We start from the raw sequence: 25,746 nt of genomic DNA on the forward strand, positions 1-25,746 counted from the left end.
AATACAGTATATACGTTATTTTTATCCCGACATAATGGGATGCGTACTGTATGACGACCGACTCCGACTGCCACCACGCTCCGCTGTCGACGACTGCCGCGGCGAGGCGGGTCACCGGTGCGGTGCCGACGAGTGGCGACCGAACGGACGCGAGGCGATGAGCGAGCGAATCGACGACGCACTCGACGCCGTCGCGGCCGAGCGAGCGACGATTAGCGCCGAACGCGACGCGCTGTCGGCGTTCGACCGGCGCGTCGAGGAGTTGGAGGCGGTGACCGTCTCGGGCGGGCCGTCGCTGCTGGCCGACCAGCGCCAGTCGGACCGCTCGCTCGAACGCGTCCGCACGGCGTACGCAGAGACGCTGATGGCCGTCCCGCACTACGAATCAGAGTACGACGACACGCTCGCCGAGAGCCTCGCCGCCGAGTTCGGCGACGACTTGGCCGCGGCGCTGCTGAGCGGCGAGGCGCTGACGCCGACGATTCGGAACGCCGTCCGCGCCGCCGCGGCGGCCGCCCAAAACGAGCGTGAGGAGTTCCTCGACGTCTTGGACCGCGAAGCGGCGTCGCTCGAAGCCGCGGCCGCCGATATCGACGAGGTTCGCGCCGAGTTGCGAGCGCTCGACGACGGCCCGCTCTCGGCCCAGCGCTTCGACGAACTGCGGCGGCGCTGGCAGGGGGTTCGTGACCTCGAAGCCCGCGTCGACGGCATCGGGCGCCGGCGCCAAGAGACCATCCGCAGTCACCGGAGCGACCTGCCCGGCGTCCCGACCGACCTGAGCGAGTATCTCTACGCCGACCTGTCGTCGCCGTACCCGGTGCTCGCGACGCTGGCGACGGTTGGCGAGCGACTGACGGGGGCGCGACGGCGCGTCGAACGCGAATTGGCGGCGACGGCCTGACGGGAAACGTTGAGGTGGCCGCCCGCCCGACGGTGGGGTATGCGACCCGAAGACCTCCGGGCGTCGATTCCGGTCTGTGAGCGCGACGTCTACTTCAACACCGGCGCGTCCGGCCCGGCGCCCCGCCCCGTCGTCGAAGCGACGACCGACTTCCTCGAACACCACGAGTTCGTCGCTCCGGTCGCCGAGGGTGCCTACCCCGCCGCCTTCGAGGCGTTCGACGAGACGCGGGGCGTCGTCGCCGAGTTCCTAGGTGCCGACCCAGAGGAAATCGCCCTCACCGAGAGCACCGCGGACGGCATCGCGCGCGTCGCGGCCGCCATCGACTGGGACCCCGGCGACGTGGTCGTGCGGACCGACCTCGAACACTCCGCGGGCGTGGTCCCGTGGTGGAACCTCCGGGAACAGGGGGTCGAAGTCCGCGTCCTCGAAACCGAGGCGGGCCGAGTCGACCTCGACGAACTCGCCGCGGCCGTCGCGGACGCCCGCCTCCTCTGTCTGAACTCCATCACCTGGAACTACGGGACGCGCCTGCCCATCGCCGACATCGTCGACATCGCCCACGAACACGGGACGCTCGTCCTCGTCGACGGCGTCCAGTCGCCGGGACAGGTACCCATCGACGTGGAGGAGTGGGGCGCCGACTTCGTCGCCGCCGCGGGCCACAAGTGGCTCCTCGGGCCGTGGGGCGCCGGCTTCCTCTACGTCGACCGCGAGGTGGCCGACGACCTGACGCCCGGGGTCGTGGGCTATCGGAGCGTCGTCGACCCCGGCGCGACGGAGTTGGAACTCACCGCCGGCGCGCCACGCTTCGAAGTCGGCACCACGTCGCCTGCGCCCTACCGCGGGCTGACCGAAGCCATCGAGACCATCGAAGCGGTCGGCTACGACACCATCACGGGTCGCATCGAGCGGTTGACCGACCGGCTGAAAGACGGCCTCGGCGACCGGCTTCTCAGCCCGCGCGAGTACGAATCGGGGTTGGTGACGTTCACCGCGGACGACCCCGAGGGACTGGTCGACCGCCTCGCCGACGAGGGGATACACATCCGCTCGCTGCCGTATCCCGATGCGGTCCGGGCGTCGGTCCACGTCTTCAACACCGCGGGCGACGTGGACGCACTCCTCGACGCGCTGTAGGGCCCGGCACATATTTGCCGCGCCGACCGGAAGCCGTGTGCATGTTCGACCACCGCGCTGGAGGTGTCGCGTGAATCGCCTCGACCCCCGCGTTCGCGTCCTCTGGGTGGGACGGGCCGTCGTCACCGCTGTCGTGGTCGGCGTCGTCGCCGCAGTCGCGACGCTGCTGGTCGACGCCATCCCGTGGTGGACACCGGTCGTCGTCTCGCTGCTCGCCCTCGTCGTCGGCGTGAGCGTCGCGCTGGCGCGGTATCGGCTCTGGCGCTACGAGGTGCGTGACGACGCGCTCTATCTCGAACGCGGCGTGTTCACGCGCGTCCGAACGGTGGTTCCCTTCGTCCGCATCCAGCACGTCGACTCCTCGCGCGGGCCGCTGGAGCGTCTCGTCGGCCTCGCCAGCACCGTCGTCTACACCGCCGGCTCGCGGGGCGCCGACGTGACGATTCCCGGGCTGACACCGGGCGGCGCCGACGACCTGCGCGAGCGGTTGAAGCGCCTCGCCATCCGCGCGGAGGGCGAGGACGCCGTATGAGGCGGGCGCTCTCGCCGCGCTCGATTCCCTACCGCGTCGTCGAGCGCGGGGGCGGACTCCTCGTCACCGCCTTCTTTCTGTTCTCCAGCGCGTCGGCGATACTCGGTCCGCGCGGGGAACTCGTCGCGCTCGTCCTCGCCGGCCTCGCGGGCTGTCTCCTCGTCGGCTACGAGGTGGCCTACCACCGCCGATTCGCCTACGCGCTCACCGGCGACACGCTCGACATCCAGTCGGGCGTCATCGCTCGGCGGAGCCGCGAAATCCCCATCAAGCGCGTCCAGAACGTCGACATCAGCCGGAATATCGTCCAGCGACTGCTCAGCATCGCCGTCGTCGACTTCGAGACGGCGGGCGGAAGCGAGACGGAGGCGACCCTCCGCTGTGTCTCCTTCGAGGAAGCCAAGCGCCTCCAGCGAGAAGTGCGGCGACTGAAAGCCGGCGAAGCCGACGAAGAGAGCGCCGACGCCGAAACCGCGACGGCGACGAACGAGGGGACGGAGCTGTTCGCCCTCGCGCGCCGCGAACTCGCGCTCGTTGGTGCGCTGTCGTTCGACCTGCGGATTCCAGGCTTGCTGTTCGTCTTCCTCACTGGGGGTGTTCCCGTGCTGTCGTCGGTGCTGCCGTCCGGTTCGGAGCTGCCGGTCGTCGTCGCCGGTCTCGTGGCTGCCGTCGTCGTCGCCCTCGTCTCCTGGCTCGCGGGTGCGACCGTCGCCGTTCTCAACTACTACGACTTCCGGCTCTCCCGCGTCGGCGACGAACTCCAGTACGAACGCGGACTGCTGCGCCGGTACGACGGCTCCATCCCGCTGGACAAGGTGCAGACGCTGACGATCACCGACGACCCGCTGAAGCGGTACTTCGGCTACGCCTCGCTCCGCATCGGCACGGCGGGCTACGCGCCCGGTGCGGGCGAGAGCGGGTCGGAGGCCGCCATCCCCCTCGCGAACCGTGACCGCGTGTTCGCTCTCGCGAACCGAATCGAACCGTTCGGCTCGCCGTCGTTCGAGCGCCCGCCCAAGCGAGTGCGTCGTCGGTACACGCTCCGCTATCTCATCGTGCTCGGCCTCGTGACGGGGGTGCTCCACGGCGCCAGCCTCGTCTTCGGGTGGCCGTTCCCGTGGCCGACGGTCACGCCGCTCGTGCTGGCACCGCTCGCGCCCGTCGCCGCCCACCTCTCGTGGCGCCACCGCGGCGTCTGGCTCGGCGACCACCACGTCGTCACGCGGAACGGCTTCTTCCGGCGGCGCATCACGGTCGTGCCGTACTACCGCATCCAGACCGTCATCGACTCGCGGACGGTCTTCCAGCGACGGTGGGGGGTGGCGACCGTGACCGCCGACACCGCGGGGTCGGCGTCGTTCGTCAGTCGAGGCGCCGCCGCCGTCGACGTGGACGTTGCGACGGCCGAGACGCTGCGGGACGAACTCGAAACCCGGTTCAGAACGGCGCTCGCGGCGCGTCGTGGGTGGGGCGACGACGATGGAGACGGAGCGGCACCGTCGACCGACGACTGACCGTCACTCCGTCGTCGGGACAGCGAACGCGCCGGCGACGAAGACGACGAGTGCGACGACGGCGAGAATCGCGAGCGGAAGCAGTGGTTCGGCGCCCGCCGCCGCCGCCCGCACGCCGCGCGAGAAGTACGTGAGCGGCGAGAGCGCGGTGACGGGGCGGAACCACGCCGGTAGCATCGACGGCGGGACGAACGTCTCCGAAAGCATCCAGACCGGGAGCGCGACGGCGTTGCTGGCGGCGATGACGCCGTCTTGTGAGTCGGCGACGCGCCCGATGATGGCCCCGAGCCCGCAGAACAGCGCGACGCCGAGGGCGACCAGCGGGGCGAGTGCGAGCAGCGCCGGTCCGATGACGACCGACGCGCCCGTCACGACGAGGACGAGGCCGAACAGGAGCAGGCCGGCGAGGCCGATGATACCGACGTTGACGAGCGTGTGTGCGAAGAGCCACTCCCAGCGTCGCAGCGGCGTCGTCGCCAGCTTCTCGAAGCGGTTGCCGTCGCGGTGGCGGGCGATGGTGCTGCCGACTCGCGAGAGCGGCGTGAACACGACGACGACGCCGAGATACCCCGGCAGGTAGTACGCAGGTTCGCGGGCGAACAGGCCGCCACCTGTCGGCTGTGTCTGGACCAGCGCGCCGAATATCAGAATCAACAGCACGGGGAAGAAGAAGGTGAAAAAGACCGCCGTCTTCCGGCGGACGAACGCCCGGAGCGCGGCGACGAAGGCCGACCGAATCCGACGCCCTCGGCTCATCTCTCTCCCCCCAGTTCGGCTACCGTCTCGTCTAGCGCGTCACCGGTCAAGCGCAGGTAGACGTCCTCCAAATTCGGCTCGCTCCACGTGAACGACTCCACGTCGACGCCCGCGGCCTCCACCTCGGCGACGACGCGGCCCACGTCCGCGAGCGCCACGTTTCGGACGACGACGTCGCCGTCGCGTTCCTCGACCGTCGCGTCCAGCGCGGCGGCGACGGCCTCGGCGTCGACCGCCCGGCCCTCGATGCGGAGGTGGCTGTCGCCGGCGTGGGTCTCGATGAGCGTCTCGGGCGACCCGACGGCGACGAGTTCGCCGTCGCGGAGTAACCCGACCCGGTCGGCGAGGCGTTCGACTTCGTCCATCGAATGACTGGTGAGGATGACCGTCGTCCCGCCCGCCGCGAGGTCCTCGACGAGCGACCAGAGCGACCGCCGACCCGCGGGGTCGATGCCCGTCGTCGGTTCGTCGAGAAAGAGCACCTCGGGGTCGTTGACGAGCGCCGTCCCCACGCAGGCGCGACGTTGCTGTCCCCCCGAGAGGTTCTCGTACCACGTGTCGGCGTCCGCGGCGAGGCCAACGTCGTCGAGGACGCCGTCGACGCTGCGCGGGTCGTCGTAGAGGCCGGCGTAGTACTCGATCAACTCGCGCGCCGAGAGTCGGTCCGCCGGGTGGAACGACTGCGGGAGGAGGCCGACGCGGTCGGCCTCGACCTTCGATGGCGCCGCACCGAGGACGCGTATCTCACCGTCACAGCGGGTGGTCCCCGTCAGCGAACGGACGAGCGTCGTCTTGCCCGCGCCGTTCGGACCGACGAGGCCGAACACTTCGCCCTCAGGAATCGAGAGCGAGACGCCGTCGAGCGCGACGGTGTCGCCGTACCGCTTGCGCACGTTCTGGGCGACGAGTGCCGGTGCTATCTCGGAGCGCGCTTCCGCCATACCGACGCTGGCGTCGGTGGCGAAGTAAGGGTTCTGCTTCGTCCGAGCGAATCGGTCCATTTATGTCTCGGCGTCGCCCGACGATTAATTGAGGGCGCTTAGCTCAGCCTGGACAGAGTGTCTGGCTTCGGACCAGATTGTCGCGGGTTCAAATCCTGCAGCGCCCATGGCCGAATTCTCGTTCGTAATCGCACGACAGCATCGGGGTACTCGTCGACTTTACCCGCTCTCGGCGAAATGGTCTTCCTTTCGTTCAGCTACCGAACGATCCCGGATCGTGGCGGTTCATCCCGTGGTTCGCTATCGTTAGCATGTGCCACATCGTCCCTAATCATTGGCTCGTTGAACATCCCCCACTCACCAGTAACTGACCCACAACGAGATCACGGGCCGATCCAACTGGTAGCTCGTGGATACGGGCGTTCCATGTCGAGAACCTACGAGTCGGTTCTCAGTAGACTATCTGCTCGAGAGAGGTGTCTCCCAAGATCCGATCGATACCTTTCAGTTGTACAAGAAATCAAAGTATTCATCGGATATGGAGATGATAGGTTCTCCCGATGACCCACATTTCGACGGCCGACTTGGTCGATCAGCTTGAACAGGGAACGACGAACTACTTGGAAGTATTGAGCAAGGACGCGCTGAGCGTCGAACTCGCACGGTACCCCAATCCTGAGGCAAAAACGGCTCACAAAACCGACGAACTTTATTTCATTATCTCCGGGTCGGGGATGGTCCACGTCGAAGACGAACGGTATGCTGTCGACGAGGGTGACGTAATCTATGTAGAACAAGGATCCGAACACGAGTTTTTTGATATCGAGGACAAAATCACAGCTCTCGTCGTCTTTGCGAGTGCCGAAGACACCGTCCTCGGCCACGGCCTCTGAATGTTATTGAGAATCGTTCGAGCGGCTGTTTGGACAGTTTCTCAAAACCCAGCGCCAGAGCGTTTTTGCTAACTGCGCCACAGCGTCGATTGAGTTAGTACAGACTCCAAGCCCAGCTGCTCGCGAAGTGTTCGACGACCCTCAAGATACTCGACTCTTTTTGTATGTACTGCTCATATTAGAATCAATGGAAGACGGTGCGACTCCCGAAGAGAAGAGTAGACACGGGGCTGACTGGTACCGGACGCTCGTTGAAGAAGTGAACGACCTTGCAACGGTCGTCGATACCGACGGGACCATAACCTACGTCAGTCCGGCCGTCACACGCATCCTTGGCTACGAACCCGACGAGTTGATTGGTCACGAGGGATACGAATTCGTCCATCCCGACGACCGAGAGCGAAACGCCGAGGCGGTCGAGGCCGTTCTGTCGATCCCGTCTGAACCGCAGACTGTCGAAGTCAGATTCCAGCATGCAGACGGATCGTGGCGCTGGATCGAAGCCACGATGAGGAATCGGCTCGATGACGGCCTCATTGACGGGATTCTCCTTAGCAGTCGAGACATTACTGAGCGAAAAGAGTACGAAATCGAAGTTCGGGAACTCGTCGAAGAGTACGAAGCCCTCCTGAACAATGTCGAGGATGCCATCTTTCTTATCGATGTTAAACAGTCGGATGATGGTGATATGAGGTTCGAATTCGAACGGCTCAGTCCGTCCTATGAGCGACAAACTGGTCTGACGACCGAGGAAGTACAAGGTCGGACGCCACGAAACGTATTCGGTGACGAGCAGGGGGCTGACCTCGAATCAAACTACCACCGCTGTGTCAACGTTGGTGAGCCCATTTCGTACCAGGAGGAGCTACGGGTCGAAGAAGGGGCACGGTTCTGGCAAACGAAGCTTGCGCCGGTCGTCACCGATGATGGGATAACTCGCCTCATTGGGGTCACTCGGAATGTTACCGATCGCGTCGAACGGGAGCGACAGTTACGTCAGCAAAACGAGCGACTCGACGAGTTTGCAAGCGTTATTTCACACGACTTACGTAATCCACTCAACGTCGCCCAGGGTCGTGCGACGCTCCTTGCCGAGCGAACAGAAAGCGAACATCTCGACCCACTCCTGCAAGCACTCGATCGAATGGAAGCTATCGTCGAGGACACGTTGACGCTCGCTCGCCAAGGCGAGACGATCGACGAGGCGGAGTCAATCGGGTTGACCGATCTCGTGGGAAAGTGCTGGGCGACGGTAGACACGGCCGATACGACCCTCGAAATTGTCGACGAGATGACGTTCCAAGGCGACCCCGACCGGTTACGGCACGTGTTCGAGAACCTGTTCCGGAACGCTGTCGAACACGGTGGATCTGACGTGACTGTTCGCGTCGGATGTAACGGCGAACGAGGAATTTTCGTCGAAGACGATGGGCCGGGTATCCCAGTAGACGAACGGGAAGACGTTCTCGAACCGGGGCATTCGTCGGCCAGTGGTGGTACTGGGTTCGGGTTGACTATCGTAAAACGAATCGTGGAAGCGCATGGCTGGGAGTTGTCTGTGACCGAGGGAACAGATGGTGGGGCACGGTTCGAGTTCGAGATGGCGGAATAGGGAGGCCTACTGTGAGTGGTCGGCCAAGCTCCGCCACCTATGCGTCGAGAGCTCCGGTTTTAATTCCTGCAACACACCCGTCATGTAGTAGGAATCACTCTAACGGGCTATTGGCAGTGAAGTCTACGCAATCACAGACTGAACGAGAGAGCGGGTTCTACCGGCGGTCGCGTCCGTCCGAACTGCCTACTGGAGAGAAGCTCGGCGCCTATCCTGTCAGTGCGTGTCGAACGCGTGGATCACGTCGCTCGTCGAGTATTTCTCGACTACGTTCTGTTCGTCGAAGTCGGAATCGTCACTCCAGATGGCCGCATCGCTCGCAATCGCACAGGCCAAGTAGAGTACATCGTCGGGATCAGTGTCGCCGATCGCTGTGTCCGCCTCCTCGATAGCCGGATGGAACTCGTCGGCAGGGGCGACCTCGATGTACTGGAACAGGAGATCGACGAACTGCGCTACTCGATCCGGATCCATCCCGGACTTCTCCACGATCAACTCCTCGTAGTTCTCGATCTCGTCGTAGACGAACGTGGGAGTCAGGAGATCGGGTTCAAGCGTGACGATGAGCTCTCGCGTTTCCGAGTCGGCGATGAGTGCAGAGATGACGACGTTGGCGTCGACGACCAGCTTCATTCGTCGTCTTACGCCGATTCCTCGTCGACGCGCTCGCGTCCGCTCTCGTTTATCTTGTCGGCGATCTCCTGTACGTCGCTCTCGGTGAGGTCACTCTCGCTCGTGAGTTCATCCATCACTTCGAGCGCGTCGATTTTCTCTTCGATCGCCTGCCGCGTGACCTCGCTCCAGTTGATCTCCGGATGCTTCTCCATTCGCTCTTTGAGGTCGTCGTCTACGTTGACCGTGATGGTAGGCATAATGAAATCTATGAAGACACAGAATACTGTGTCTTTCGGTGTGTTCTATTCTCCTCGAATTCGACCGTTTCAGGCCCATCAAGGGACTTCGTTCACCGACCGAACGAGCGCCTGCAGCGCCCATGGCCGATTTTCCGGGTCGTAATCGCATGACAGCATCGGGGTAATACTCAGTTTCACCCTCTTTCGACGCAATGGGTTTCCTTTCGTTCGCAGAGCGAACGATGCTGGATTGTGGCGGTTCAATCCCATGGTTCGCTATTGTTAGCACGCACCACACTATCCCTAATCATTGGCCCACTGAGAACCTCTCAGTTACGATCACCGGCCTGCAGGCGTTCCATATCGAGAAACTACCAGTAGACACACCATTGAAGCCGCTGCTGAATACAGGGTGCGAATGTTACACGACGGGGTACCGAGTACGAACTCGCAAGTCACCGTTGACGAACCAGTTAGCGTCCTCACAGCACTTGGGATGCTCGTGAACAGCCACGGGCGTGAGGACCCGTTTCTTCTCCTGCAGGTCAGTGTGACATGCCCGTGAGTCCCGACGTAGTGCCCTCGGGAGGCCATCCAGCAGCATAAATGGTCGTCACCTATTTCACGACTTCCTACAGAACTACTGCCATGTCCTATTCACTTCTCTACGTTGATCCAGATGAATCAACCCAGACAGAGACGGCCGCTACTCTGAGCGATTCTCTCGCAGACCTTGATCCGGACATTAGTACGGCAGTTTCCCTTGCGGAGGCTACGGAGGCACTAACTGTTGATCTCTCTGTCCTTATCACAGAGTATGATCTTCCGGACGGCACTGGGTTTGAGCTTATCAAGAAGGCCCAAGACGTCTGCCCGGATGCGGCGTGTATTCTCTATACCGATGCGGATGTCTCCCAACTCAATACCGATGACCTCCACGGGGCAATTACCGAATATGTTGGCAAACACTCTGTGTTTGGAGACAATCGCTTGACCGATCTTGTACGCACGAGCCTCACTACCACACCCCACACCGACTATCCCAAGCCCCAGACGGAAGCCGAACGTCTCACCGCTCTCCGCTCATACGCACTTGATGATCCTAAGTTGGTTGGGTCGCTTGATCGAATCACGGACTTGGCCGCCGCTCATTTCGAGGTTGAGATTGCGTCAGTCAATATCATTGACGATCGGAGTCAAGAATTTCTTGCGTGTCATGGGGCCGCCGAAGAGTGGGAGTCGATGCATCGGGAAGATTCGATCTGCACGTTTACGATTGTTGAAGATGCGGACGTCATGACTGTTGCGGACGTCGCTGAGGATCCCCGGTTTGCGTCCCGTAGTGGGTCACTCATCGATATGGGGATACGCTCGTACATGGGTGCGAGTTTGGTGACCGCTTCCGGCTTGCCGATCGGGACTCTGTGTGTCTATGATAACGAGGTACGATCGTTTTCAGCAGACGATGAAGCCTACCTCAAAGATTTGGCAACCACCGCGATGAATCTGATCGACGCATACGCTCGGACTCCAGCGATGACTGATGATGGAGGTGCCCAATGAGCGGAAGTCAGGACGTCAGTTACCAGTTCTCAGATCGGCTCCCGATTAATCCGATTGAGCCGGGATCGACGGTGATGGTTGCCGGCCCCAAGTTCAGTCCGGCCGAGGACCTCGCCCTCTCGATGGTCGCTGATGCCGCAACACATGAGGAGGGGATGTTGTTCCTCTCCACGAACATGACCGTAGAGAGATTGCTATCGGCTTGTCAACAATCACAGCCAGGATTAGAGCCGTCTCATGTCGGCGTTGTTGACTGCACAGGCCAAGATATCGGGGATGCCGACTCCGAGGCAGAGGTCATGTACGTTTCGACACAGAGTGATCTGACCGGAATGGGGATGAAATTCTCGTCATTGTACGAGTCGTTATATCAGAATCACCCTGACGGCCGAGTGCGGATCGGACTGGTAAGTTTGTCATCACTCGTGATGTATGCCGACTTACGAGACGTGTTCAGGTTCGCGCAGACGATTTCAGCCCGGATTGAGAGTGCTGGTGGGCTCGGGGTATTTACTATTGATCCATCGATGCACGATACACAAATAGTGAACACTCTAAAGCAGGTCGCTGACGGGCTCGTTCAGGTCCGCGACGCTGATGCAGACACATCGAAGACTGCTGACGGAGAACTCCAAATCAAGGGCTTTCGTAATCAGTCTCCTGACTGGCAGCCCTTCAGCCTCTAGTGACGATTGGTTGGCGTTGAACATTCCTGTGCCTTCTAACTCCCAGGGAGTGCCACCTGGGAGGCCGCGGTTCTATACAGGCTCCAGCCGTGAGCGATGGGCGTTCCAATAATCTTAGCTGGACGTGTGCCCACCCCAGAGATGAGGTGAGAACTCAGCTGTTGAGTGGGGAGTCAATCCAAGAACGCTCTTAGGTGAGCGATTGTTGGTGGGCTGCTATCTGGTTTTGGAGGCGGGATACATTCGCCAACGGCAGCGCAGAAGCCACCGAACAGAGGATCAAACTGGAGGGGTCCTCGGTACGCCATAAATTCGACCGCCTCACGCCCGAAAGGACGATTCATTCATTGTTCGAACAAGCGCCTGCAGCACCTATCTTGCTGCCGCGAACGAATCCGTGAGCGGCGGCAACGTGAACTGATTTGAATCCGGCAGTGGCAACGTAAGTGGGCCCACGGTGAGGTTCAACTTCTGCAATGCCTATGGTTGAACTCTCGTTCGCAATCGCACGATTCCGGATTGTGATGGTCCGGATTGCGGTCCACTGCTGTTAGCATGCACCACAATATCCAGATTATAATTAAATTTACATATATAGAATCGTAGTATTGAGTCAATCTACATCGTTACGCCCCATGGGAGCAACACAAACACACTTCAACCCCGATTTCACCCTTCCGAGATTTTATGCAACCAACTTTTGAACTGTGACATGTATGCCCTCCATTACACGACGAAAGGCGATTTCCCTACTCACAGGGTGTGTTGCACTCGGCGCAATCGGCGGTGTCGTTGCCCATACGACACAAAAGGATGCCCCGAATCTACTCGTGAATAATCAGACAGACAGCGAACTACAGGTCACGACGGTCATCCGTACCGCTGACGATGGTGAAGTGATCGTCGACGACACTGCATCGATTTCAGCGAATGGCGATCACGGATACACAGGCCTTGCTGCAAACGAGCCGCTCGATGTGACGATTCGGACGAATACCGGATTGGAGAACTCGTACCGATGGGAGCAAACCAATCCGGAGAATACGCTGTCTGTCGGCATCTCCGCCGACGAGATCGGGTTCGTCGTTGCGATGCCGCCCTAACGTAGCGATTCGGACTGCTCTCGAAACACTGGCGCCGATTCGATATCACCCGCGATAGCCTGCGCGTATTCGCACAAGAGCCAACTCTCGTTATCCTGCCGGTGTTGAGTCTTCTCGCGGTCGGGAGCGGCGATTACGACGAGCGCATCGTCGAGCAGTTCTCCCGCGACCAGAGTCGGTTTGGCTCGGCTTTGATCAGTGGCTCTCCCGAAGCTGTCGCCGACTCTAGGGTGATGCCGGGACCCCTAGACGGCATCCTCGAGAGAGACGACGAGCAGATGCTGACGGCGGTGGCGAGGAAGTAGACATCCTCGGGATGGGGGCAGAGAAGATGTCTGCGGCGGCGCTGGACGCCCCACTCGTCCATCTCGCCGGTGCGCAGGAGCTCTCGAGCGCCGAGAAGGAAGCAGCCGCGGACGAAATCGAGTGCTGTTTCGATTATACCGATTATCGCGACGAATGAACCAAGAGTGCTCGATCGAGAGTCACCGCGCTAAACAACCGGTGAACGAGCACTCACACGCTCAGAGGGTCTACGCCGTGACCTACGGAGAGTCAAGACCTCCCGTCGGACTGGAGGGCCCATCGGTGACTCACAGACCAAGTCCCGTACTGTATTCCAACGTTCCGAACCCGGTACCCATCGACTCGCCGTCTATCCGCGTGCCGCCGACATGTCCAGCGAGTCCGGTCGTCCGGAACATGAACTCGTTGTAACTCCAGTGAGACGTAAAGCGGCCACCGAGTCTCGACCGGTCGAGCCAGTTTCGCGCCCGGCCGTAGGTCCGGGCAACGAACCGGACGTAATCGCCGTCCTCGTTCTCGACGCGAACGTCGAAGTCAGGCGAATCGCCAGTCCCCAACAGTGGCTCGATAGATATTCTATCAAACTCGACATGCCCCTCTCTCGAGCCCCAGCTCCAGAATCCGGACTGTCGAAGCGGTATCGTCAGTCGTTCGAGTCTGTTCGAGGAGAAGAACTTGTAGCCTCGGCGGAATAGTTGTGGCCCGATAAACGGAATCAGTGCCGAGAAAGAGGTGCCGTCCGGGAAGAGCGCCCAGATCCACTTCCAAGGGAGCAGCGGCATGTCGAAACACACGCGCTGGAAGTAACACGACCCAGACAGCGTCTCGGGGCCGTCCGGCAGGTCGAACTCTCCTTCGAACTCCATCTGGCGCCACGCAACGACTTCGGCGCCACCCAGCGGTGTGTCGATATCCAGTGAGTGGTGTGGTGAGGTCATCTTCGAGTCGAGGGTACCCCACGCCTCGAACTCCGCCTCGGCGTCGTCGCCGATGACGTGGGCCTGCAATCCAAGGGGGCGGTCCGAGAGCGCGGCCATCTCGCTTCCGCGTCTGGTGCCGTCCTCGCGGTCTGCCCAGGCCTCGAGACGTTGGTCCTCGCGGCAGAGCACCGCTTCGGCTGGTTGTCTGACGACGTGGTCGTGGACCGCTTCGTCGTCGCCGGTCCAACCAACCGTCGTCGCGTTGAATCTGTCCACACCGTTGACGATAGGACGGTCGGCATCCATCCGCTGAGGCGGGAGGTCGTTCACACGGCACTGGTCGCCCACACAGGCAGCTATCGAGAACATCAGCTGTCTCGGACCGTAGCCCTCCTCACCCTCCGGAAACAGGAGAAAGAACCACCACGACGAGGACGTCCCATTCTGTCGCTCAGGGTTTTGCCACCATATCTTCTCGAACACACGCCGATGCTCGGCGAGCGACCTGTCGAATGTGTCAGCCATTGGTTTACCTCCCGCTGGGGTGCTCAAGTAAGTCGTGCATCGGTCGCTGGGGATTCATAGACGCTCGAATGTATTCGCCGATGAAAGAGCTGGTGAGGTACTCGTCTTCGAGGGCGTCGTAGATGTCACGGTTCGTATTCCGGTCCTCAGTCGCAACTCGCCTCACCAACTCCCTATTGATGTCTGCTATTTCCTCGAGCGGCGAGGACGTTTCGGACATCTCACGCCTAAATGGTGATTCGTTCACCGTTCGAACGGGCGACTGCAGCACCCATCCTGTTGTGTCACTTCTATCGGCCGATAGCTTCCGGAGCAGTACTTGCGACGAATCCACTACTCCTCGACGTCTGCTGACGACGTCCCCGTGTCCCTGACGAGCGCCCGAATCTCACTCATATCGAGGAGCTCGACCGTTCGTCGTGTCCCTTGCGCCGTATACAGGATACTTGCGGTAATCTCCCGGTCAGGATACACCTCGCGAACGACGTGGTAGTACACGCTCAACTGCTTGCGATACTCGTCTTCGCCGTGCCGCCCGCGGTCGGTCTTGTAGTCGACGATTTCGACGCGGTCCGGCGTGACGTGAACGAGGTCGACGACGCCCGAGATAGTGACGCGTTCGCCGTCGACGGTGAGTGGGAGGTAGGCGTCCTCCTCGACGAGGAGTTCTCCGTCGAGGCCGTCGAGGAACTGCACGACGTTCTCTTCGTCATCGTTCCGTGGCGCCACGTCCTCACCGTCCGCATACGCCTCGGCGAAGTCGTGGACCTTGGTCCCGAACTCGGTGCCGCGACCACCCTCGACGTCCTCGAAGACGTCGTCGCGCATGAGCGTGTGCGGCGTGTGTCCTCTCGGCCCCTCTCGAACGGGCATCTCGATCTGGAATGTGGTCTGTGCCGTTTCGTCGGACGCTATCTCGGACAGGTCCGGCGTCACCGACTCGACGTCGACCGGGAGTTCCTCGACGAAGGTGTTCGGGTCCTCGCCAGCCGTGAAGACGACGTGGCTCTTCGCCCGCGTGATGGCGACGTAGAGGAGGCGGCGCTCCTCGTCGTAGTTGCGGGGGAGACACTTCTGGAGGACGTCGGCCTGCCAGTTGTCGTAGACGTGTGGCAGTCCGTATGCCTCGGCGGAATAGACGTGCCGCTGTCGGAGGCCGACAGGGTCGGTGTAGGTGATGTCGCCACCGCCACCCCCACCGGGTGGGAACCGCCCGCTGTTCATGTTCGCGAGGACGACGATGGGGTATTCGAGCCCCTTCGTGGCGTGAATCGTCTGGACCGTCACCGAGTCCGTCCCCGCACCCGCGTGCACCTCGTGGGTGCTCCCCGCTTCGATAGCGCGTTCGACGAACCGAACGAGGTCGCCACGCGTCTGTGTCGTCGCGTCGTGGACGGACTGGAGCGTGTGCAAAACGACATCGGCGGTCGGGCCGTCGTGGCCGTAGCGAGCGAACACACGTCGTGCGACGCCGCCGAGCGTGTCCATCTCGCGAAGTTCCTCGCGGAACGCCACCACGTTCTCGGGATACGCCTCGCGGTCGAGGATGGCGTCCACCTCGTCGAGCGTGTAGCCCGCACGCTCAAGGACGACCGCCCAGCCCCGGTCGGCGTCGTCTTCGAGGATGCGGAGCCAAGCGAGCAGGAGTTTCGCTTGGTCCGTCCTGAAGAGCTCGATACCACCCTCGTAGGCCATCGGGAGGCCGTACTCCTCGGCGGTCCCGAGCAACTCGCGGCCGAAATCACGGGTCCGCGTCAGCACCGCGATATCGCCGTACTCCGGGGCCCGTAGGTCGCCGTCCTCGTCTTCGACGCGGTAGTCGTCGTTGCCGACGATGTCCTGAATCTTCGCCAACACGGCTTCCTGCTCTTCGTCGCTCTGGATGGCCTCGATGGTGGTGTTCTCGTGGTCGGCGTTCGATTCGAGCGAGACGATGCGGTCGTCGACGGCATCGACGTCGACATCGTCCCGGTTCGCCGCCGGAACCCGCAGGCCGTGCTCCGAGAAGTCGAGAATCTCTTGAGTGGAACGGTAGTTCTCGACGAGCTTGATGGTGTTGACCGGTGTCGTCGGGTACGTGATTCGCTCGTGGTCGCTGTTCAGCTGGTCGACGAACCGGTCCAGCCGACTCTCGAACTCGACGATGTTGTCCACGTCGGCGTACTGGAAGCTGTAGATGCTCTGCTTCCAGTCGCCGACGACGCAGACGTTGTTCGTGCCCGCGAGCAGGAGTGCGAGCTTGAACTGAATCTCGCTGGAATCCTGGAACTCGTCGATCATCACGTACTCGAAGGCCACCTCGTCGCGCAGTGCGTGGTTCTCACAGAGGAGGACGAACGCGAACAGCTGGAGCATCCCGAAGTTCAGGTAGTTGCGCCGGAGCGCGAACTGGAGATACTCGTGATAGACGTCGTGAACGAACTCCTTCAGGGCTTCGCGGTCCTCCTCGAAGACACGCCGTGCGAGCTCGTCTGGCACTTGCTTGCCGCTGCCTCGGATATCCGACTTCTCCGGTGCGTCCGGAAGGTAGCACTTGTGCTGCCCGTAGCGGCCGAGTTTCGACCGCAGGACTGACTGCTTGCGCCCGTCGTTGCGCGGTTCGTTCAGGTCGTCGAACTGTGCTTTGAACGCCGCGAAGTCGCCGTCAAGGTGTCGCTCGCCGTCGCGATACCAGCCCTCGGCGTCCGGGAAGACGCCCTTGGCCGCCAGTTGGTTGAGGAGGTCGAGCAATCCGGTCGGGTCGGAGAGCGCGCGGAAGAAGTCGTCGTACTCGGGGTGGTCGTCGCTGAACCGATCGACGAATTCGCCGAACAGCGCCTCCTCGACGAGTTCGTCTTCGACCAGACGCGTCGACCCAGTGATGCGGTCGTCGATGCCGAGGTAGGTCGGCGCGGCGTGGCCGTGTTCTTCGAGGAGATCGTGACACAGCGAGTGGAACGTCTGTATCGGGGCGTCAGCGAGTTCGCGCATCCCGTAGTGGCAGTTGCCGACGATGCGCTCTCTCATCTCGGCCGCCGCGTTGTTCGTGAACGTCACCAGCAGGACGTCGTCCGGTTCGACGCCGGGTTGTGAGACGATGTTCGCGTAGCGGCGCGTCACGGTGAACGTCTTCCCCGTCCCGGCGCCGGCGTCGACGAGGTAGAGGCCGTCGGTGCTGTCGATGAGTTCCCGTTGCTGGTCGTTCGGTTCGAGGTCGGTCATCGGTCTTCCTCCAGAAGCAGGTCGCGGTTGTCCACGTAGCGGTAGTTCGGTTCGCCGCCGAGTCCATCGATTGGGAAGCGTTCCTCGCCGGCACGCCGGCGGTTCAGTTCGGCCAGACGTTCGTCGACGAACACCTCGAACGCGTCGAGGTCGTCCTCGAAGAAAGCCCGTCCCCGAACGCGCGTCAGTTGTCGCATCGCTTGCTTGCAGCCCCGTTCGACGTATTTGTAGTCGCCGACGCAGTCTTTCATCCGGGCGGTGAGCGTTTGCCCGAACGCCGAGTCGATGAGTTCGTCGCTGTCGGTCGTCTCCGGCAGGTCTGTTTCGGCGAACACCTCGGCGTAGTCCTCGTACTCGACCTGAGAGAGCGTCTTCTGGCACTTGTTCGCGCCGTCTTCGACCAGTTCGTCGAAGAAGGCCTCGGACCGGACGTACGCCTCGAACGTCTCCGGGTAGTACGAGACGGTCGTCAGCGTGTCGTCGAGGTCGGCCTCGCCGGCGACGACGTCGTCGAGTGTCTCCAAGAAGTGGAAGAACGTGAACTCGAGTTCCCGGTCGGGGTACTGGGAGCGCCAGTGTGTGAGATACAGCAGCGCCTGGAAGTTCGGTGAATCGCTGGGTGGGTCGAGCGCCGAGTTCGTGACGATTTGGGACGCGCTCTTTCGACGCCCGCTCTTGTGGTCGACGAGCTGCGACGGCGAGTGAATCAGGTCAATTTTGCCCTTGACCCCCAGGTCGTCGTTCTCGAACCACCGTTCGGTGACTGGCGAGTCGACGGGTCGGTCGAAGCGTTCGGCGAAGGCGTTGGTTCCCCAGTCGCTCGTGGCGGTGAGGAACTCGCCGTCGACCGGCGCGTTCTCCTCGAAGAACGCGACGATGGTCTCCAGGCCTGCGCGATACTTCGTGCGACGCGTCGCCTCGTCGACCGACCGGACGAACGGCCGCGTCTCGTCGAGAACGTGTTCGACGGCGTCGTCGATGACCGCCTCGTCAACGAACTCGGGGTGGGTGACGTAGAACTCGGCGAAGTCGTGGAAGAGGTTCCCCTCCCGGAAGTAGTCCTTGTCCGGGCCGTCGACGAGTCGACCGAAGAAGTGGTCTCGCGGCGAGTTGACGTAGGTACTCAGGCTGGACTGGCTAATCGCCGACACTTCGGTGGTGGTGGCATCGACCGGTCTCTTCTCGAAGCCCTCGCCGGTTCGGTCGAACCGTCGGGAGTGGGTCTGGGAGTCGAGGTCGCTGAAGCGCTCGAACTCCTCGTCGAGCAGTTCCTCGAAGTAGAGACACGGCGTCACCGGCGACCCGCCGTTCGCGTCCTGGACGAGGTAGTATTGCGTGGCCCCACTCTGGAGGAGCAGTTGGAACTGCTGGATATTGCGGGTGTACTGGGCATCTCGGTCGACCCACGGTCGGCGCGGAGCGGAATGAGTCCAGTCCTCATCTAGGCCCAGATAGAAGACGACCGGGCGGTCGACGTAGGCGGCGGATTTCGCGTCGGCCAGTAGCACGCCCTCGTTCTCGCGGTCGACCGGAACCTCGTAGCTCTGGAGGTAGAACACGAGTCGGTCGACAGCGGGTTCGGTCGCTGGCGTGTCGTCGATGCCGAGCGTTTCGAGCTCGTCACGGAACGCGTCGAGCCGACGGCCGGTGCGGCCCTCGAAGCTGCCGAGTGCCTCGGTGAACGTACGGTCCGAAATCCGGTCACAGAAATCGACGACCCAGTCGAGTGCCGGGTCGTCGAGCTCGTAGAGGCGCTTCTCGTCGTGTTCGACGTCGACCGCGCTGTCGAGTCGTGCGAGGAGGGGCCGTATCTCGCCGATACGGGTGTCGGTCCCCCCGTGTGCGGCGCGAAGCAACTGGACGAACGCGCGGTGGTCGGGGTCGTCGACGAATCCGGGCCCACCGTAGAACGGGATATCGGCGGCTTCGAGCGCCGACTCGACGAGTGCCGAGAATTCGCTTCCTTGGTCAAGCACCACGGCGACGTCGTCGGCGTTCTCCCGCGTGACGGCATCGACGACGGTGTCGACGATGGCCGTCGAGGAGTCGAAGATGTGGAACGGTGGCCGGTCGAACGCTCGGTCGTCGAAGGTGTCGTACGTGTCGTACTCGTCGGGGAGAATCGAGCGTTCCAACTGGGTCAGTTGGTCGTAGCCGACGACCGCCACGTCCTGGTCGTCGTCGATGCGGTACTCGGTGAGTTGGCTCGACGTCGTCTCCAGGTCGGCGATGTACTCGACCGCTTGGCGCGTGGCGTCGTCGACGTACGCGTCGTAGTCGAGAATCGCGTCGAGTCGCCCCTGATGCTCCCAGCACTGGAGGATGTTCCCGATGGCGTAGGCGCCGCGCTTCCAGTCGATGTCGGTCTCTTCGACGAGTTCGAGGAAGGCGATGCGGTCCTCGGCCTCTTCCCGGCGCCCCGCTGCGAGACGGCGGGGCGTAATCGCGAACGCGCCGAGATGTGGCCGGTCGAGGCGACGATTCAACGCGCTGGCAAGCGGCGCGTCCGGGACGACGACGAGGTCGTACTCGGCGATGTCTTCGTACAGGTCGTCGACCGGCTTGGCCCGGGGAAATGGCACGGGGGATAGAGTCAGCTGTCGAGTAATAAAGGTTCATAGAGGACCGAAGTCGTGATTCGTCGAAACCCGCATCATAAACGTCCAGTCCCGCGGCTTGAACCAGTCCCACGTCGTGGATGAGTACGGGTCGTCGTGAGAGCAGCCAAAATCTAAGAGTCCGGTGAATTCAGGCGATTGAAGACAGGTATGAACAGAATAACTAACAACGGCCCCATAAGTCCAAATATCACCGAAGGGATTGCGAGCACGACTTCCAGTAGCGAGTGTTCTGCGACTATCGAACCGAGCTCTTCGACCATGCCTGTCGGACCGCCCACGTAAAAGACGAGTAGCGTGGACGCGATAACGATACCATATCCCTTCACAACGACTGCTGGCCAATTCAATCCGATAAGACCACCAGTTACGCCGACAGCGACGATGGCTGCGATGGTCACAATCATATGAATACCACCCACCGTATCGAGTACCGTACTAAGAACGTAGAGGTAGGCAACCACGAATCCTACCGGGATGACGAGATGATAGAGGGTGAAAGCTAACACAATCTCGATAACCCCACCTCCTGCCGAGGGATTGGGTCCGGGTGACTCAGTTATATCGTGGTCGTGCTGACGATTGTGGCACTCTCGACACAGCGTCGTCAAATTCGACAGGTCGTGCGAACCACCTTGGGATATCGGGACCCGATGATGTGCGTGGAGTTCGAGATTCCCGTGTGGTCCACCCCCTCTGCCACATAACTGACAGGTGTAATTATCGCGCTGATAGACGCGTCGTCGTCGCTCGTCCCAATCTGGTGGGTAGTTTCCTCTCGCCATTCTTTGTCCTCACGTAGACTGGAAATTCCGACGCTCGTCGTCGAAGGCTCAATTTCCATATCTAAAATTCCCTCGGTTAGAGATGTCAATAATATTTGACGAGTGCCTACCACCCCACGCTTTTCCCGAAAGTAGTCGTTGTGTCTCGTATGAATCGGAATCGAGCCCGCGGAATTTTACTCGGGCTAGCGTGCGGGGATGCGCTTGGTCGGCCAGTCGAGTTCTCGTCGGCGGCGGCAATCGAGACCGAACACGGACGGCTCGACGAGATGGTCGGACACGGAACGTGGAACCAGCCCGCGGGCACGATCACCGACGACACCGAGCAAGCGCTCTGCATCGCGCGAAGCCTCGTCGAACGGCAGGAGTTCGACCCGACGGACATCGCTGACCGGTTCGTCGCGTGGTTCGACAGCGGTCCGTTCGACATCGGGCGGATGACGATGAGGTCCCTCAGTCGCCTCAAGCAGGGCGACGAGTGGGACGAAGCCGGTCAACGTGTCTGGGAGGACAGTCTCGAGGGACAGAACGCAGGCAATGGGAGCGTGATGCGGTGTGCGCCGCTCGCTATCCCCTACGCAACTGACCGACCTAGACTCGTGGCGGTGAGTCGGCAGTCCTCTCAGATTACGCACGCTGACCCGCGGTGCACGTACGGCTGTGCGATACTGAATCTCACGCTAGCCGGTCTACTCGACGGGGCGAACTTCCCGTTACGGGATGCGCTTGACGATGTCGGTTCGGAGGCGCCCGCCGAGCTCGTAGCAGCGCTCGAACCACTCGCTGGTGGGGACGCACCGGAGACGCTGGAGACGTCTGGGTACGTCGTGCACTCGCTGCAGACGGCCCTCCACGACGGGCTATTCGCGGAGAGTGCCGAGGACGCGATTGTGACTGCCGTGAATCGTGGTGGTGATACTGATACGATTGGTGCGATTGCGGGGGCGGTCGCTGGGGCACGGTTCGGTGCAGCGGCGCTTCCGGACGGCTGGCTGCGCCCTATCGACGAGGCTGACGAACTCGAAACACTGGCGGAGCAACTCGTAGAGAGTGCGTAGTGTGTCCCCGTTTTGATCGGGACTGGACGGCGGACGTGAATCCGCATCCTCCTGGGACTGTGCCGCGTATGTCACTGAGCACACGAAACCAATCACGAAATCGACGTGACCACTACTCGGCGGCGGTATCCGTGTCTCCTGTCGTCTCGTCTGGTGGGTCACCGTCGGGACGTGGCATCGAGCCGAGTCCGTGAGCAGTCGTTATCTCCGCGGTGATATGGTCGCCGTGGGCGAGTTCCGAGAGCCCCACGCGGACGAGATGGATGGTCGCTATCAGCAACAGCGGGCCCAAGAAGACGCCGTACCAGTTGAACAGGAGTCCGCCGAAGATATACGAGAACATCATCGCCCCCCTGTGAGTGCTCTGACCGGCGAAGGCCGGCCGAACGACCATGATGGGGAACAGGTCGAGGACGAGGAGTGCAACGACAGCCACGACGATGGGAAACCAGAGTGTTTGCGGGTCCGACTCTATCGCTACCACCGCGAGATACGCTGTCGTCGGGATATACACGATTTTCCCCACGACGATGGGGACGAGCGTCGCCACGCCCGTCAGAAGGGCGAGGACGTTGGGAATGGGAATCTTCAGTCCCGGCGGGGCGAGGACGTTGAGTCCGTTGTAGACACCCAAGGCGAGTAGCGCCACGACGACCACGGTACGGATGTTCCCGAAACACACTACCTGAAAGTCACGGTCGACGAGCGACGCATAGGTCGAAAGTGCCGAATCGTGCCCCACTTCGTCGTGGAACCAGTTCGCAATGCGATCACCATCCCGGAGCAGGTAGAACGCCAGAGCGATGGCCAGCGAGAAGTGCAGGACGAACGTCGCGATTGGTCCCAAGACGTCCCCGCCGGTGCTGATAACCTCGGTGAGCGATGCAACGTCGAACGACGAAACGTACGTCCTCGGGGAGTCTATCGCCCGTTCCAGTTCTGTAGTGGGAATCGGTAAGACCCACGCGACGACTTGGGCACCTGCTCCAGCGTATCGCTCGAGTTCCCTCACGGCGAGAAACAGCAGGTAGCCAGTCACGGCGAGAAACGGGAGTTCGAACGCGAACAGCGCACCTGCTGCAGCCAACCCGGGACGCTCGACGACGAGGCGTAATCGACGGTAGACGGGCCGGGCGGCGTAGTAGATGAATAACCCGAAGACGAACGTCCCGACGTACGAGTACAGCACCACCCCGAGTGTTCCGCCGAGTGCAACAGTGAGCGCCCACCAGAGTGTTCGCGAACGCTCGAAGTCCATCTCGTCAATCATGCTGACGCCCTCTTGTCGTGTTGGACGGCCCTAGCCGCACTCGATGGAGACGGGTGTTCCGGCGGTCCGACGGCCTCGCGAATACGCTCCCGGCACCCATTCGTCTCCTCGAAGCCCGTGTTCGATATGGTTTCGTAGCCCGGTCCGCGAGGTGGGCTCTCGACGACTGTCCTGCCGTCCCGACATCGGTATTCCACCGGGCTACCGGGACGTGACCCCATCACAGTCAGTCGATGTGGGATGCAATCAGATAAGACATGTGGCGGATTCTACACGACTCGGGTCACGTCGGCAGACCAGTTTATATCCACCGTCGGCCGACATCCTGGTCCGAACTGGAGTAGCAACCGCCGCTACCCTCGCGGTGTCGAACGAGCGCCGGTCAGGCGACGGGTTCCGTCGGCCCCGAGAACACGTCGAGAATCGACTGGGGCGTCTGGTCTGGCGAGAAGAGCGTGACGATGTCGCCAGGCAGGATTTCGGTGTCGCCTTTCGGCGTCAGCACCTCGTCGTCGCGTTCGATACCGACGACCAGAACGTCGCCGGACAGTATTCCCTCGTTATCGGCCTCAGAGAGTGTTTTACCAGCGATTTCGGCGCCGTCTCCCACCGAGACTTCCGTCACTTCGGCGCCGCCGGTGAGGCTCACGAAGTCGGCGATTGACGAGCCGATACTGCCGTCCTCCGGACCGAACGGTTCGTAGGGCTGTGTCGACTCCCACTGGAGGATGCTCTCCTCTTCGATTTCGAGGCCGAGACTCGAAATCTCGCCGGCGATGTGCGAGAGTGACTGCGTGTCGGTCCCGATACCGGTGATATGCAGGTTTCGCTTCCCCGCCATGAGCTGTCGCACGTTCACCACGCCGGTGATGTCGAGCGCTCGTTTGGCCAGTCGCCCGCGCTCGGAGACGGGTGCAGTACAGATATAGAGGTTCACCAGTCGGTCCTCGACGCGTTCGTAGTCGACATCGGCGTGATAGCCCGTGATCAATCCGTGTTCTTCGAGCTGGCCGATACGGTTCCGAATCGTCCCCGCGCTCACGTCCATCTCGTCGGCGATCATCGGTGCCGACGTGTTGCGAGCGTCGGCCGTCAGATAGTAGAGTATCCGCTTGTCGATTTCGTCGACGCGATAGTCCATACCCTTCCCCTTTCTCACCCACGGACATAATCCGTGCGGGTTATGGGGTCCAACTGGTCAGTCGGCGTCGTCAGTCGGTGGCACCGATGTACGACCAGACGAGCTCTGGGTCCCCGTCGGCGTTCGTCGTGGGGCGCACGGTGAAACTCTGCCGCGTCGGGTCACCTTCGGCCGTCTCGATGTCGACGACGAACTCCGTGTCTCGGGGCCGAACGTCGGTAATCGTCCCCCGAGTGATGTCCTGCAGAACGTCTCGAACGCGGTCCTCGCTCACCGACGCTGGCGACTCGAAGTACTGCTTCACGGTACGGGCAGCGTCGACCGTTGGCGTCTCTTCGTCGTCCGGAACGGGATGCGGGTTGTCATCAGCCATAGATGGTGGCTCTCGCGTCTCGCGGGAACCGTAAATCTCCCAATACGTTACGGATTGATAAATATAATGCACCTATTTTATCGTAAGAGAAATTTAGAACCCCTTATTTTCGGAATAACTAAGTACATCCGTTCGTGTTGGGTAGTTGGGGTGAGTCCGTAACGGTCCGCGCGTGCGGACCTGCGGAATTTTGATCGACGGTCGATTTCCGATACGTAGTCGACCCTCCGGTAAGTGGGGCAATATAATTCGCTTCGAGAATTCTAATACTTAAGTGAGGTGTGGATTCAGAAGATATAACCGATATTGTCCGAAATCGCTCCGCAAGGATGTACATCATCATCGTCGGCGCGGGCGACATCGGCACCCCGTTAATCGACATCGCGACCCGTTCCGGCAACGAGGTCGTGGTCGTCGAGACGGATTCGGGGAAGGCCGACCGGGTCGCCGGGGCGTACGACTGTCTGGTCCTGAACGCCGACGCGACGACGAAGGGCACCCTCGAAGATGCGGGCGCCGAACAGGCGGACGCCATCATCTCGACGACCGACCAAGACGCCATCAACGTCATGGTCTGCCTGCTCTCCCAGGAGTTCGGCATCCCCGCCATCCTCTCGGTGGTCCACAACCCCGAGCACATGAGCCTCTTCGAGCAGATTGGGGTGAACACGATGGAGAACCCCCAGCAGCTCATCGCCGAGTACCTGTACCGCGCCGTCGCGCGACCGGCAATCGTCGATTACATGCGCATCGGTGAGGAGGCGGAGGTGTTCGAGATCACCGTCACCGGGGACGCGCCCATCGCCGGCAAGACGCTGAACGAAGCCGCGGAAGTGGGGTTGCTCTCGGCCGATATCCTCGTCGTCGCCATCGACCGTGAAGGCGCGGGACAGCCAATCACACCCCGCGGCGACACCGAAATCGAGGTCGGCGACCTCCTGACGGTCTACTCCGGTATCGGCGCCGAACCGGAGGTCACCGACGTGTTCGGTCACTACGAGGACCGGACGGAGTGATGAGATGACGACGCACCCAGCACGTCGCCGACGCGAGC

25 protein-coding genes, 1 tRNA gene and 1 pseudogene are annotated in these 25,746 nt (G+C 61.8%); 14 read left to right on the top strand and 13 right to left on the bottom strand.

Features of this window, described 5'->3' with window-relative positions:
- The first annotated feature begins 157 nt into the window (after nucleotides 1-157).
- The 4 genes from BLU18_RS01460 to BLU18_RS01475 all read left to right on the top strand — a co-directional run bounded on the left by BLU18_RS01460 (nucleotide 158) and on the right by BLU18_RS01475 (nucleotide 4,087).
- A complete protein-coding gene (locus BLU18_RS01460) occupies nucleotides 158-901 on the top strand; it encodes a DUF7260 family protein (RefSeq protein ID WP_143025208.1) in 744 nt (247 codons plus the stop codon).
- Nucleotides 902-940: 39 nt separating this feature from the next.
- Complete coding sequence (locus tag BLU18_RS01465) at nucleotides 941-2,041, top strand: aminotransferase class V-fold PLP-dependent enzyme (protein WP_092630368.1); 1,101 nt, start codon at nucleotides 941-943, stop codon at nucleotides 2,039-2,041.
- 70 nt (nucleotides 2,042-2,111) lie between these two features.
- Entirely contained in the window at nucleotides 2,112-2,573 is a 462-nt protein-coding gene (locus BLU18_RS01470; protein WP_092630372.1) for a PH domain-containing protein, read from the top strand.
- Nucleotides 2,570-4,087, top strand: coding sequence for a PH domain-containing protein (locus BLU18_RS01475; RefSeq protein ID WP_092630376.1), 1,518 nt, complete (start codon nucleotides 2,570-2,572; stop codon nucleotides 4,085-4,087). Before BLU18_RS01470 ends, BLU18_RS01475 begins: the two co-directional genes overlap by 4 nt.
- A 3-nt stretch (nucleotides 4,088-4,090) precedes the next feature.
- Here BLU18_RS01475 and BLU18_RS01480 read toward each other — a convergent pair whose 3' ends face one another.
- Nucleotides 4,091-4,843, bottom strand: a complete 753-nt coding sequence (locus BLU18_RS01480; protein ID WP_092630379.1) for an ABC transporter permease — start codon at nucleotides 4,841-4,843, stop codon at nucleotides 4,091-4,093.
- Entirely contained in the window at nucleotides 4,840-5,763 is a 924-nt protein-coding gene (locus tag BLU18_RS01485; protein WP_092633565.1) for an ABC transporter ATP-binding protein, read from the bottom strand. The genes BLU18_RS01480 and BLU18_RS01485 overlap by 4 nt, the downstream gene beginning before the upstream one ends.
- 113 nt (nucleotides 5,764-5,876) lie before the next feature.
- Here BLU18_RS01485 and BLU18_RS01490 point away from each other — a divergent pair.
- From BLU18_RS01490 to BLU18_RS01500, 3 genes are all read left to right on the top strand, one after another.
- Nucleotides 5,877-5,951 (top strand) — tRNA-Arg (locus BLU18_RS01490).
- A 393-nt stretch (nucleotides 5,952-6,344) separates the two neighbouring features.
- Nucleotides 6,345-6,677: a cupin domain-containing protein gene (locus BLU18_RS01495; protein ID WP_092630382.1), complete on the top strand. Its 333-nt coding sequence runs from the start codon at nucleotides 6,345-6,347 to the stop codon at nucleotides 6,675-6,677.
- 187 nt (nucleotides 6,678-6,864) lie between these two features.
- Nucleotides 6,865-8,289, top strand: a complete 1,425-nt coding sequence (locus BLU18_RS01500; protein ID WP_092630385.1) for a PAS domain S-box protein — start codon at nucleotides 6,865-6,867, stop codon at nucleotides 8,287-8,289.
- A 216-nt stretch (nucleotides 8,290-8,505) separates the two neighbouring features.
- Here BLU18_RS01500 and BLU18_RS01505 read toward each other — a convergent pair whose 3' ends face one another.
- Both BLU18_RS01505 and BLU18_RS01510 read right to left on the bottom strand, forming a co-directional pair.
- Nucleotides 8,506-8,922: a PIN domain-containing protein gene (locus BLU18_RS01505; RefSeq protein ID WP_092630388.1), complete on the bottom strand. Its 417-nt coding sequence runs from the start codon at nucleotides 8,920-8,922 to the stop codon at nucleotides 8,506-8,508.
- Between the two features lie 8 nt (nucleotides 8,923-8,930).
- Nucleotides 8,931-9,161: a hypothetical protein gene (locus BLU18_RS01510; RefSeq protein WP_092630391.1), complete on the bottom strand. Its 231-nt coding sequence runs from the start codon at nucleotides 9,159-9,161 to the stop codon at nucleotides 8,931-8,933.
- Between the two features lie 630 nt (nucleotides 9,162-9,791).
- On the opposite strand from BLU18_RS01510, the gene BLU18_RS01515 reads away from it, so the two are divergent.
- The 5 genes from BLU18_RS01515 (at nucleotide 9,792) to BLU18_RS15160 (ending at nucleotide 12,958) form a co-directional block, all read left to right on the top strand.
- On the top strand, nucleotides 9,792-10,706 hold the full coding sequence (locus tag BLU18_RS01515) for a GAF domain-containing protein (RefSeq protein ID WP_092630395.1): 915 nt from the start codon (nucleotides 9,792-9,794) through the stop codon (nucleotides 10,704-10,706).
- Entirely contained in the window at nucleotides 10,703-11,392 is a 690-nt protein-coding gene (locus tag BLU18_RS01520) for a DUF7504 family protein (RefSeq protein ID WP_092630398.1), read from the top strand. Before BLU18_RS01515 ends, BLU18_RS01520 begins: the two co-directional genes overlap by 4 nt.
- 716 nt (nucleotides 11,393-12,108) lie before the next feature.
- Nucleotides 12,109-12,495: an Ig-like domain-containing protein gene (locus BLU18_RS01525; protein ID WP_092630401.1), complete on the top strand. Its 387-nt coding sequence runs from the start codon at nucleotides 12,109-12,111 to the stop codon at nucleotides 12,493-12,495.
- Nucleotides 12,496-12,596: 101 nt separating this feature from the next.
- Nucleotides 12,597-12,800 carry a hypothetical protein gene (locus BLU18_RS01530; RefSeq protein WP_092630404.1) on the top strand — a complete coding sequence of 68 codons (204 nt, stop codon included), beginning with the start codon at nucleotides 12,597-12,599 and terminating at the stop codon, nucleotides 12,798-12,800.
- Nucleotides 12,801-12,826: 26 nt separating this feature from the next.
- Nucleotides 12,827-12,958: a hypothetical protein gene (locus tag BLU18_RS15160; protein WP_281241028.1), complete on the top strand. Its 132-nt coding sequence runs from the start codon at nucleotides 12,827-12,829 to the stop codon at nucleotides 12,956-12,958.
- 130 nt (nucleotides 12,959-13,088) lie between these two features.
- Here the strand turns inward: BLU18_RS15160 and BLU18_RS01535 are convergent, their stop codons facing one another.
- The 6 genes and pseudogenes from BLU18_RS01535 to BLU18_RS15085 all read right to left on the bottom strand — a co-directional run.
- Nucleotides 13,089-14,246 (bottom strand): hypothetical protein, encoded by a 1,158-nt coding sequence (locus tag BLU18_RS01535; protein ID WP_092630407.1) that lies wholly within the window; start codon nucleotides 14,244-14,246, stop codon nucleotides 13,089-13,091.
- A 4-nt stretch (nucleotides 14,247-14,250) separates the two neighbouring features.
- Nucleotides 14,251-14,580: a hypothetical protein gene (locus BLU18_RS01540; protein WP_143025209.1), complete on the bottom strand. Its 330-nt coding sequence runs from the start codon at nucleotides 14,578-14,580 to the stop codon at nucleotides 14,251-14,253.
- A complete protein-coding gene (locus BLU18_RS01545; protein ID WP_092630414.1) occupies nucleotides 14,580-17,447 on the bottom strand; it encodes a UvrD-helicase domain-containing protein in 2,868 nt (955 codons plus the stop codon). Before BLU18_RS01545 ends, BLU18_RS01540 begins: the two co-directional genes overlap by 1 nt.
- Entirely contained in the window at nucleotides 17,444-20,029 is a 2,586-nt protein-coding gene (locus tag BLU18_RS01550) for a PD-(D/E)XK nuclease family protein (protein ID WP_092630418.1), read from the bottom strand. Before BLU18_RS01550 ends, BLU18_RS01545 begins: the two co-directional genes overlap by 4 nt.
- Before the next feature lie 149 nt (nucleotides 20,030-20,178).
- Entirely contained in the window at nucleotides 20,179-20,472 is a 294-nt protein-coding gene (locus BLU18_RS15080) for a hypothetical protein (RefSeq protein ID WP_245697928.1), read from the bottom strand.
- A gap of 222 nt (nucleotides 20,473-20,694) precedes the next feature.
- Nucleotides 20,695-20,850: pseudogene (locus BLU18_RS15085) on the bottom strand (HNH endonuclease); the annotation flags it as partial.
- Between the two features lie 149 nt (nucleotides 20,851-20,999).
- Here BLU18_RS15085 and BLU18_RS01560 point away from each other — a divergent pair.
- Nucleotides 21,000-21,908, top strand: a complete 909-nt coding sequence (locus BLU18_RS01560; protein WP_092630424.1) for an ADP-ribosylglycohydrolase family protein — start codon at nucleotides 21,000-21,002, stop codon at nucleotides 21,906-21,908.
- Nucleotides 21,909-22,020: 112 nt separating this feature from the next.
- Here the strand turns inward: BLU18_RS01560 and BLU18_RS01565 are convergent, their stop codons facing one another.
- The 3 genes from BLU18_RS01565 to BLU18_RS01575 all read right to left on the bottom strand — a co-directional run bounded on the left by BLU18_RS01565 (nucleotide 22,021) and on the right by BLU18_RS01575 (nucleotide 24,692).
- Nucleotides 22,021-23,178, bottom strand: coding sequence for an AI-2E family transporter (locus BLU18_RS01565; RefSeq protein WP_092630427.1), 1,158 nt, complete (start codon nucleotides 23,176-23,178; stop codon nucleotides 22,021-22,023).
- A 382-nt stretch (nucleotides 23,179-23,560) separates the two neighbouring features.
- Nucleotides 23,561-24,319 (bottom strand): Lrp/AsnC family transcriptional regulator, encoded by a 759-nt coding sequence (locus tag BLU18_RS01570; protein WP_092630430.1) that lies wholly within the window; start codon nucleotides 24,317-24,319, stop codon nucleotides 23,561-23,563.
- Nucleotides 24,320-24,389: 70 nt separating this feature from the next.
- The gene (locus tag BLU18_RS01575) at nucleotides 24,390-24,692 is read right to left on the bottom strand and encodes a hypothetical protein (RefSeq protein WP_092630432.1); all 303 of its coding nucleotides are present in this window, start codon (nucleotides 24,690-24,692) and stop codon (nucleotides 24,390-24,392) included.
- 329 nt (nucleotides 24,693-25,021) lie between these two features.
- Here BLU18_RS01575 and BLU18_RS01580 point away from each other — a divergent pair, with 329 nt between their 5' ends.
- The gene (locus BLU18_RS01580; RefSeq protein WP_092630438.1) at nucleotides 25,022-25,708 is read left to right on the top strand and encodes a potassium channel family protein; all 687 of its coding nucleotides are present in this window, start codon (nucleotides 25,022-25,024) and stop codon (nucleotides 25,706-25,708) included.
- The last annotated feature ends 38 nt before the right edge of the window (nucleotides 25,709-25,746 follow it).

The sequence above is a fragment of the Haloplanus vescus genome, from assembly GCF_900107665.1.
GTDB classification, from domain to species: Archaea; Halobacteriota; Halobacteria; order Halobacteriales; family Haloferacaceae; genus Haloplanus; species Haloplanus vescus.

Bases quoted from the DNA above. Each gene is read 5' to 3' on its own strand.
- BLU18_RS01460 (WP_143025208.1), top strand. From the start codon at position 158: ATGAGCGAGCGAATCGACGACGCACTCGACGCCGTCGCGGCCGAGCGA.
- BLU18_RS01465 (WP_092630368.1), top strand. From the start codon at position 941: ATGCGACCCGAAGACCTCCGGGCGTCGATTCCGGTCTGTGAGCGCGAC.
- BLU18_RS01475 (WP_092630376.1), top strand. From the start codon at position 2,570: ATGAGGCGGGCGCTCTCGCCGCGCTCGATTCCCTACCGCGTCGTCGAG.
- BLU18_RS01480 (WP_092630379.1), bottom strand. From the start codon at position 4,843: ATGAGCCGAGGGCGTCGGATTCGGTCGGCCTTCGTCGCCGCGCTCCGG.
- BLU18_RS01495 (WP_092630382.1), top strand. From the start codon at position 6,345: ATGACCCACATTTCGACGGCCGACTTGGTCGATCAGCTTGAACAGGGA.
- BLU18_RS01500 (WP_092630385.1), top strand. From the start codon at position 6,865: ATGGAAGACGGTGCGACTCCCGAAGAGAAGAGTAGACACGGGGCTGAC.
- BLU18_RS01505 (WP_092630388.1), bottom strand. From the start codon at position 8,922: ATGAAGCTGGTCGTCGACGCCAACGTCGTCATCTCTGCACTCATCGCC.
- BLU18_RS01510 (WP_092630391.1), bottom strand. From the start codon at position 9,161: ATGCCTACCATCACGGTCAACGTAGACGACGACCTCAAAGAGCGAATG.
- BLU18_RS01515 (WP_092630395.1), top strand. From the start codon at position 9,792: ATGTCCTATTCACTTCTCTACGTTGATCCAGATGAATCAACCCAGACA.
- BLU18_RS01520 (WP_092630398.1), top strand. From the start codon at position 10,703: ATGAGCGGAAGTCAGGACGTCAGTTACCAGTTCTCAGATCGGCTCCCG.
- BLU18_RS01525 (WP_092630401.1), top strand. From the start codon at position 12,109: ATGCCCTCCATTACACGACGAAAGGCGATTTCCCTACTCACAGGGTGT.
- BLU18_RS15160 (WP_281241028.1), top strand. From the start codon at position 12,827: ATGTCTGCGGCGGCGCTGGACGCCCCACTCGTCCATCTCGCCGGTGCG.
- BLU18_RS01535 (WP_092630407.1), bottom strand. From the start codon at position 14,246: ATGGCTGACACATTCGACAGGTCGCTCGCCGAGCATCGGCGTGTGTTC.
- BLU18_RS01545 (WP_092630414.1), bottom strand. From the start codon at position 17,447: ATGACCGACCTCGAACCGAACGACCAGCAACGGGAACTCATCGACAGC.
- BLU18_RS15080 (WP_245697928.1), bottom strand. From the start codon at position 20,472: ATGATTGTGACCATCGCAGCCATCGTCGCTGTCGGCGTAACTGGTGGT.
- BLU18_RS01560 (WP_092630424.1), top strand. From the start codon at position 21,000: ATGAATCGGAATCGAGCCCGCGGAATTTTACTCGGGCTAGCGTGCGGG.
- BLU18_RS01565 (WP_092630427.1), bottom strand. From the start codon at position 23,178: ATGATTGACGAGATGGACTTCGAGCGTTCGCGAACACTCTGGTGGGCG.
- BLU18_RS01570 (WP_092630430.1), bottom strand. From the start codon at position 24,319: ATGGACTATCGCGTCGACGAAATCGACAAGCGGATACTCTACTATCTG.
- BLU18_RS01575 (WP_092630432.1), bottom strand. From the start codon at position 24,692: ATGGCTGATGACAACCCGCATCCCGTTCCGGACGACGAAGAGACGCCA.
- BLU18_RS01580 (WP_092630438.1), top strand. From the start codon at position 25,022: ATGTACATCATCATCGTCGGCGCGGGCGACATCGGCACCCCGTTAATC.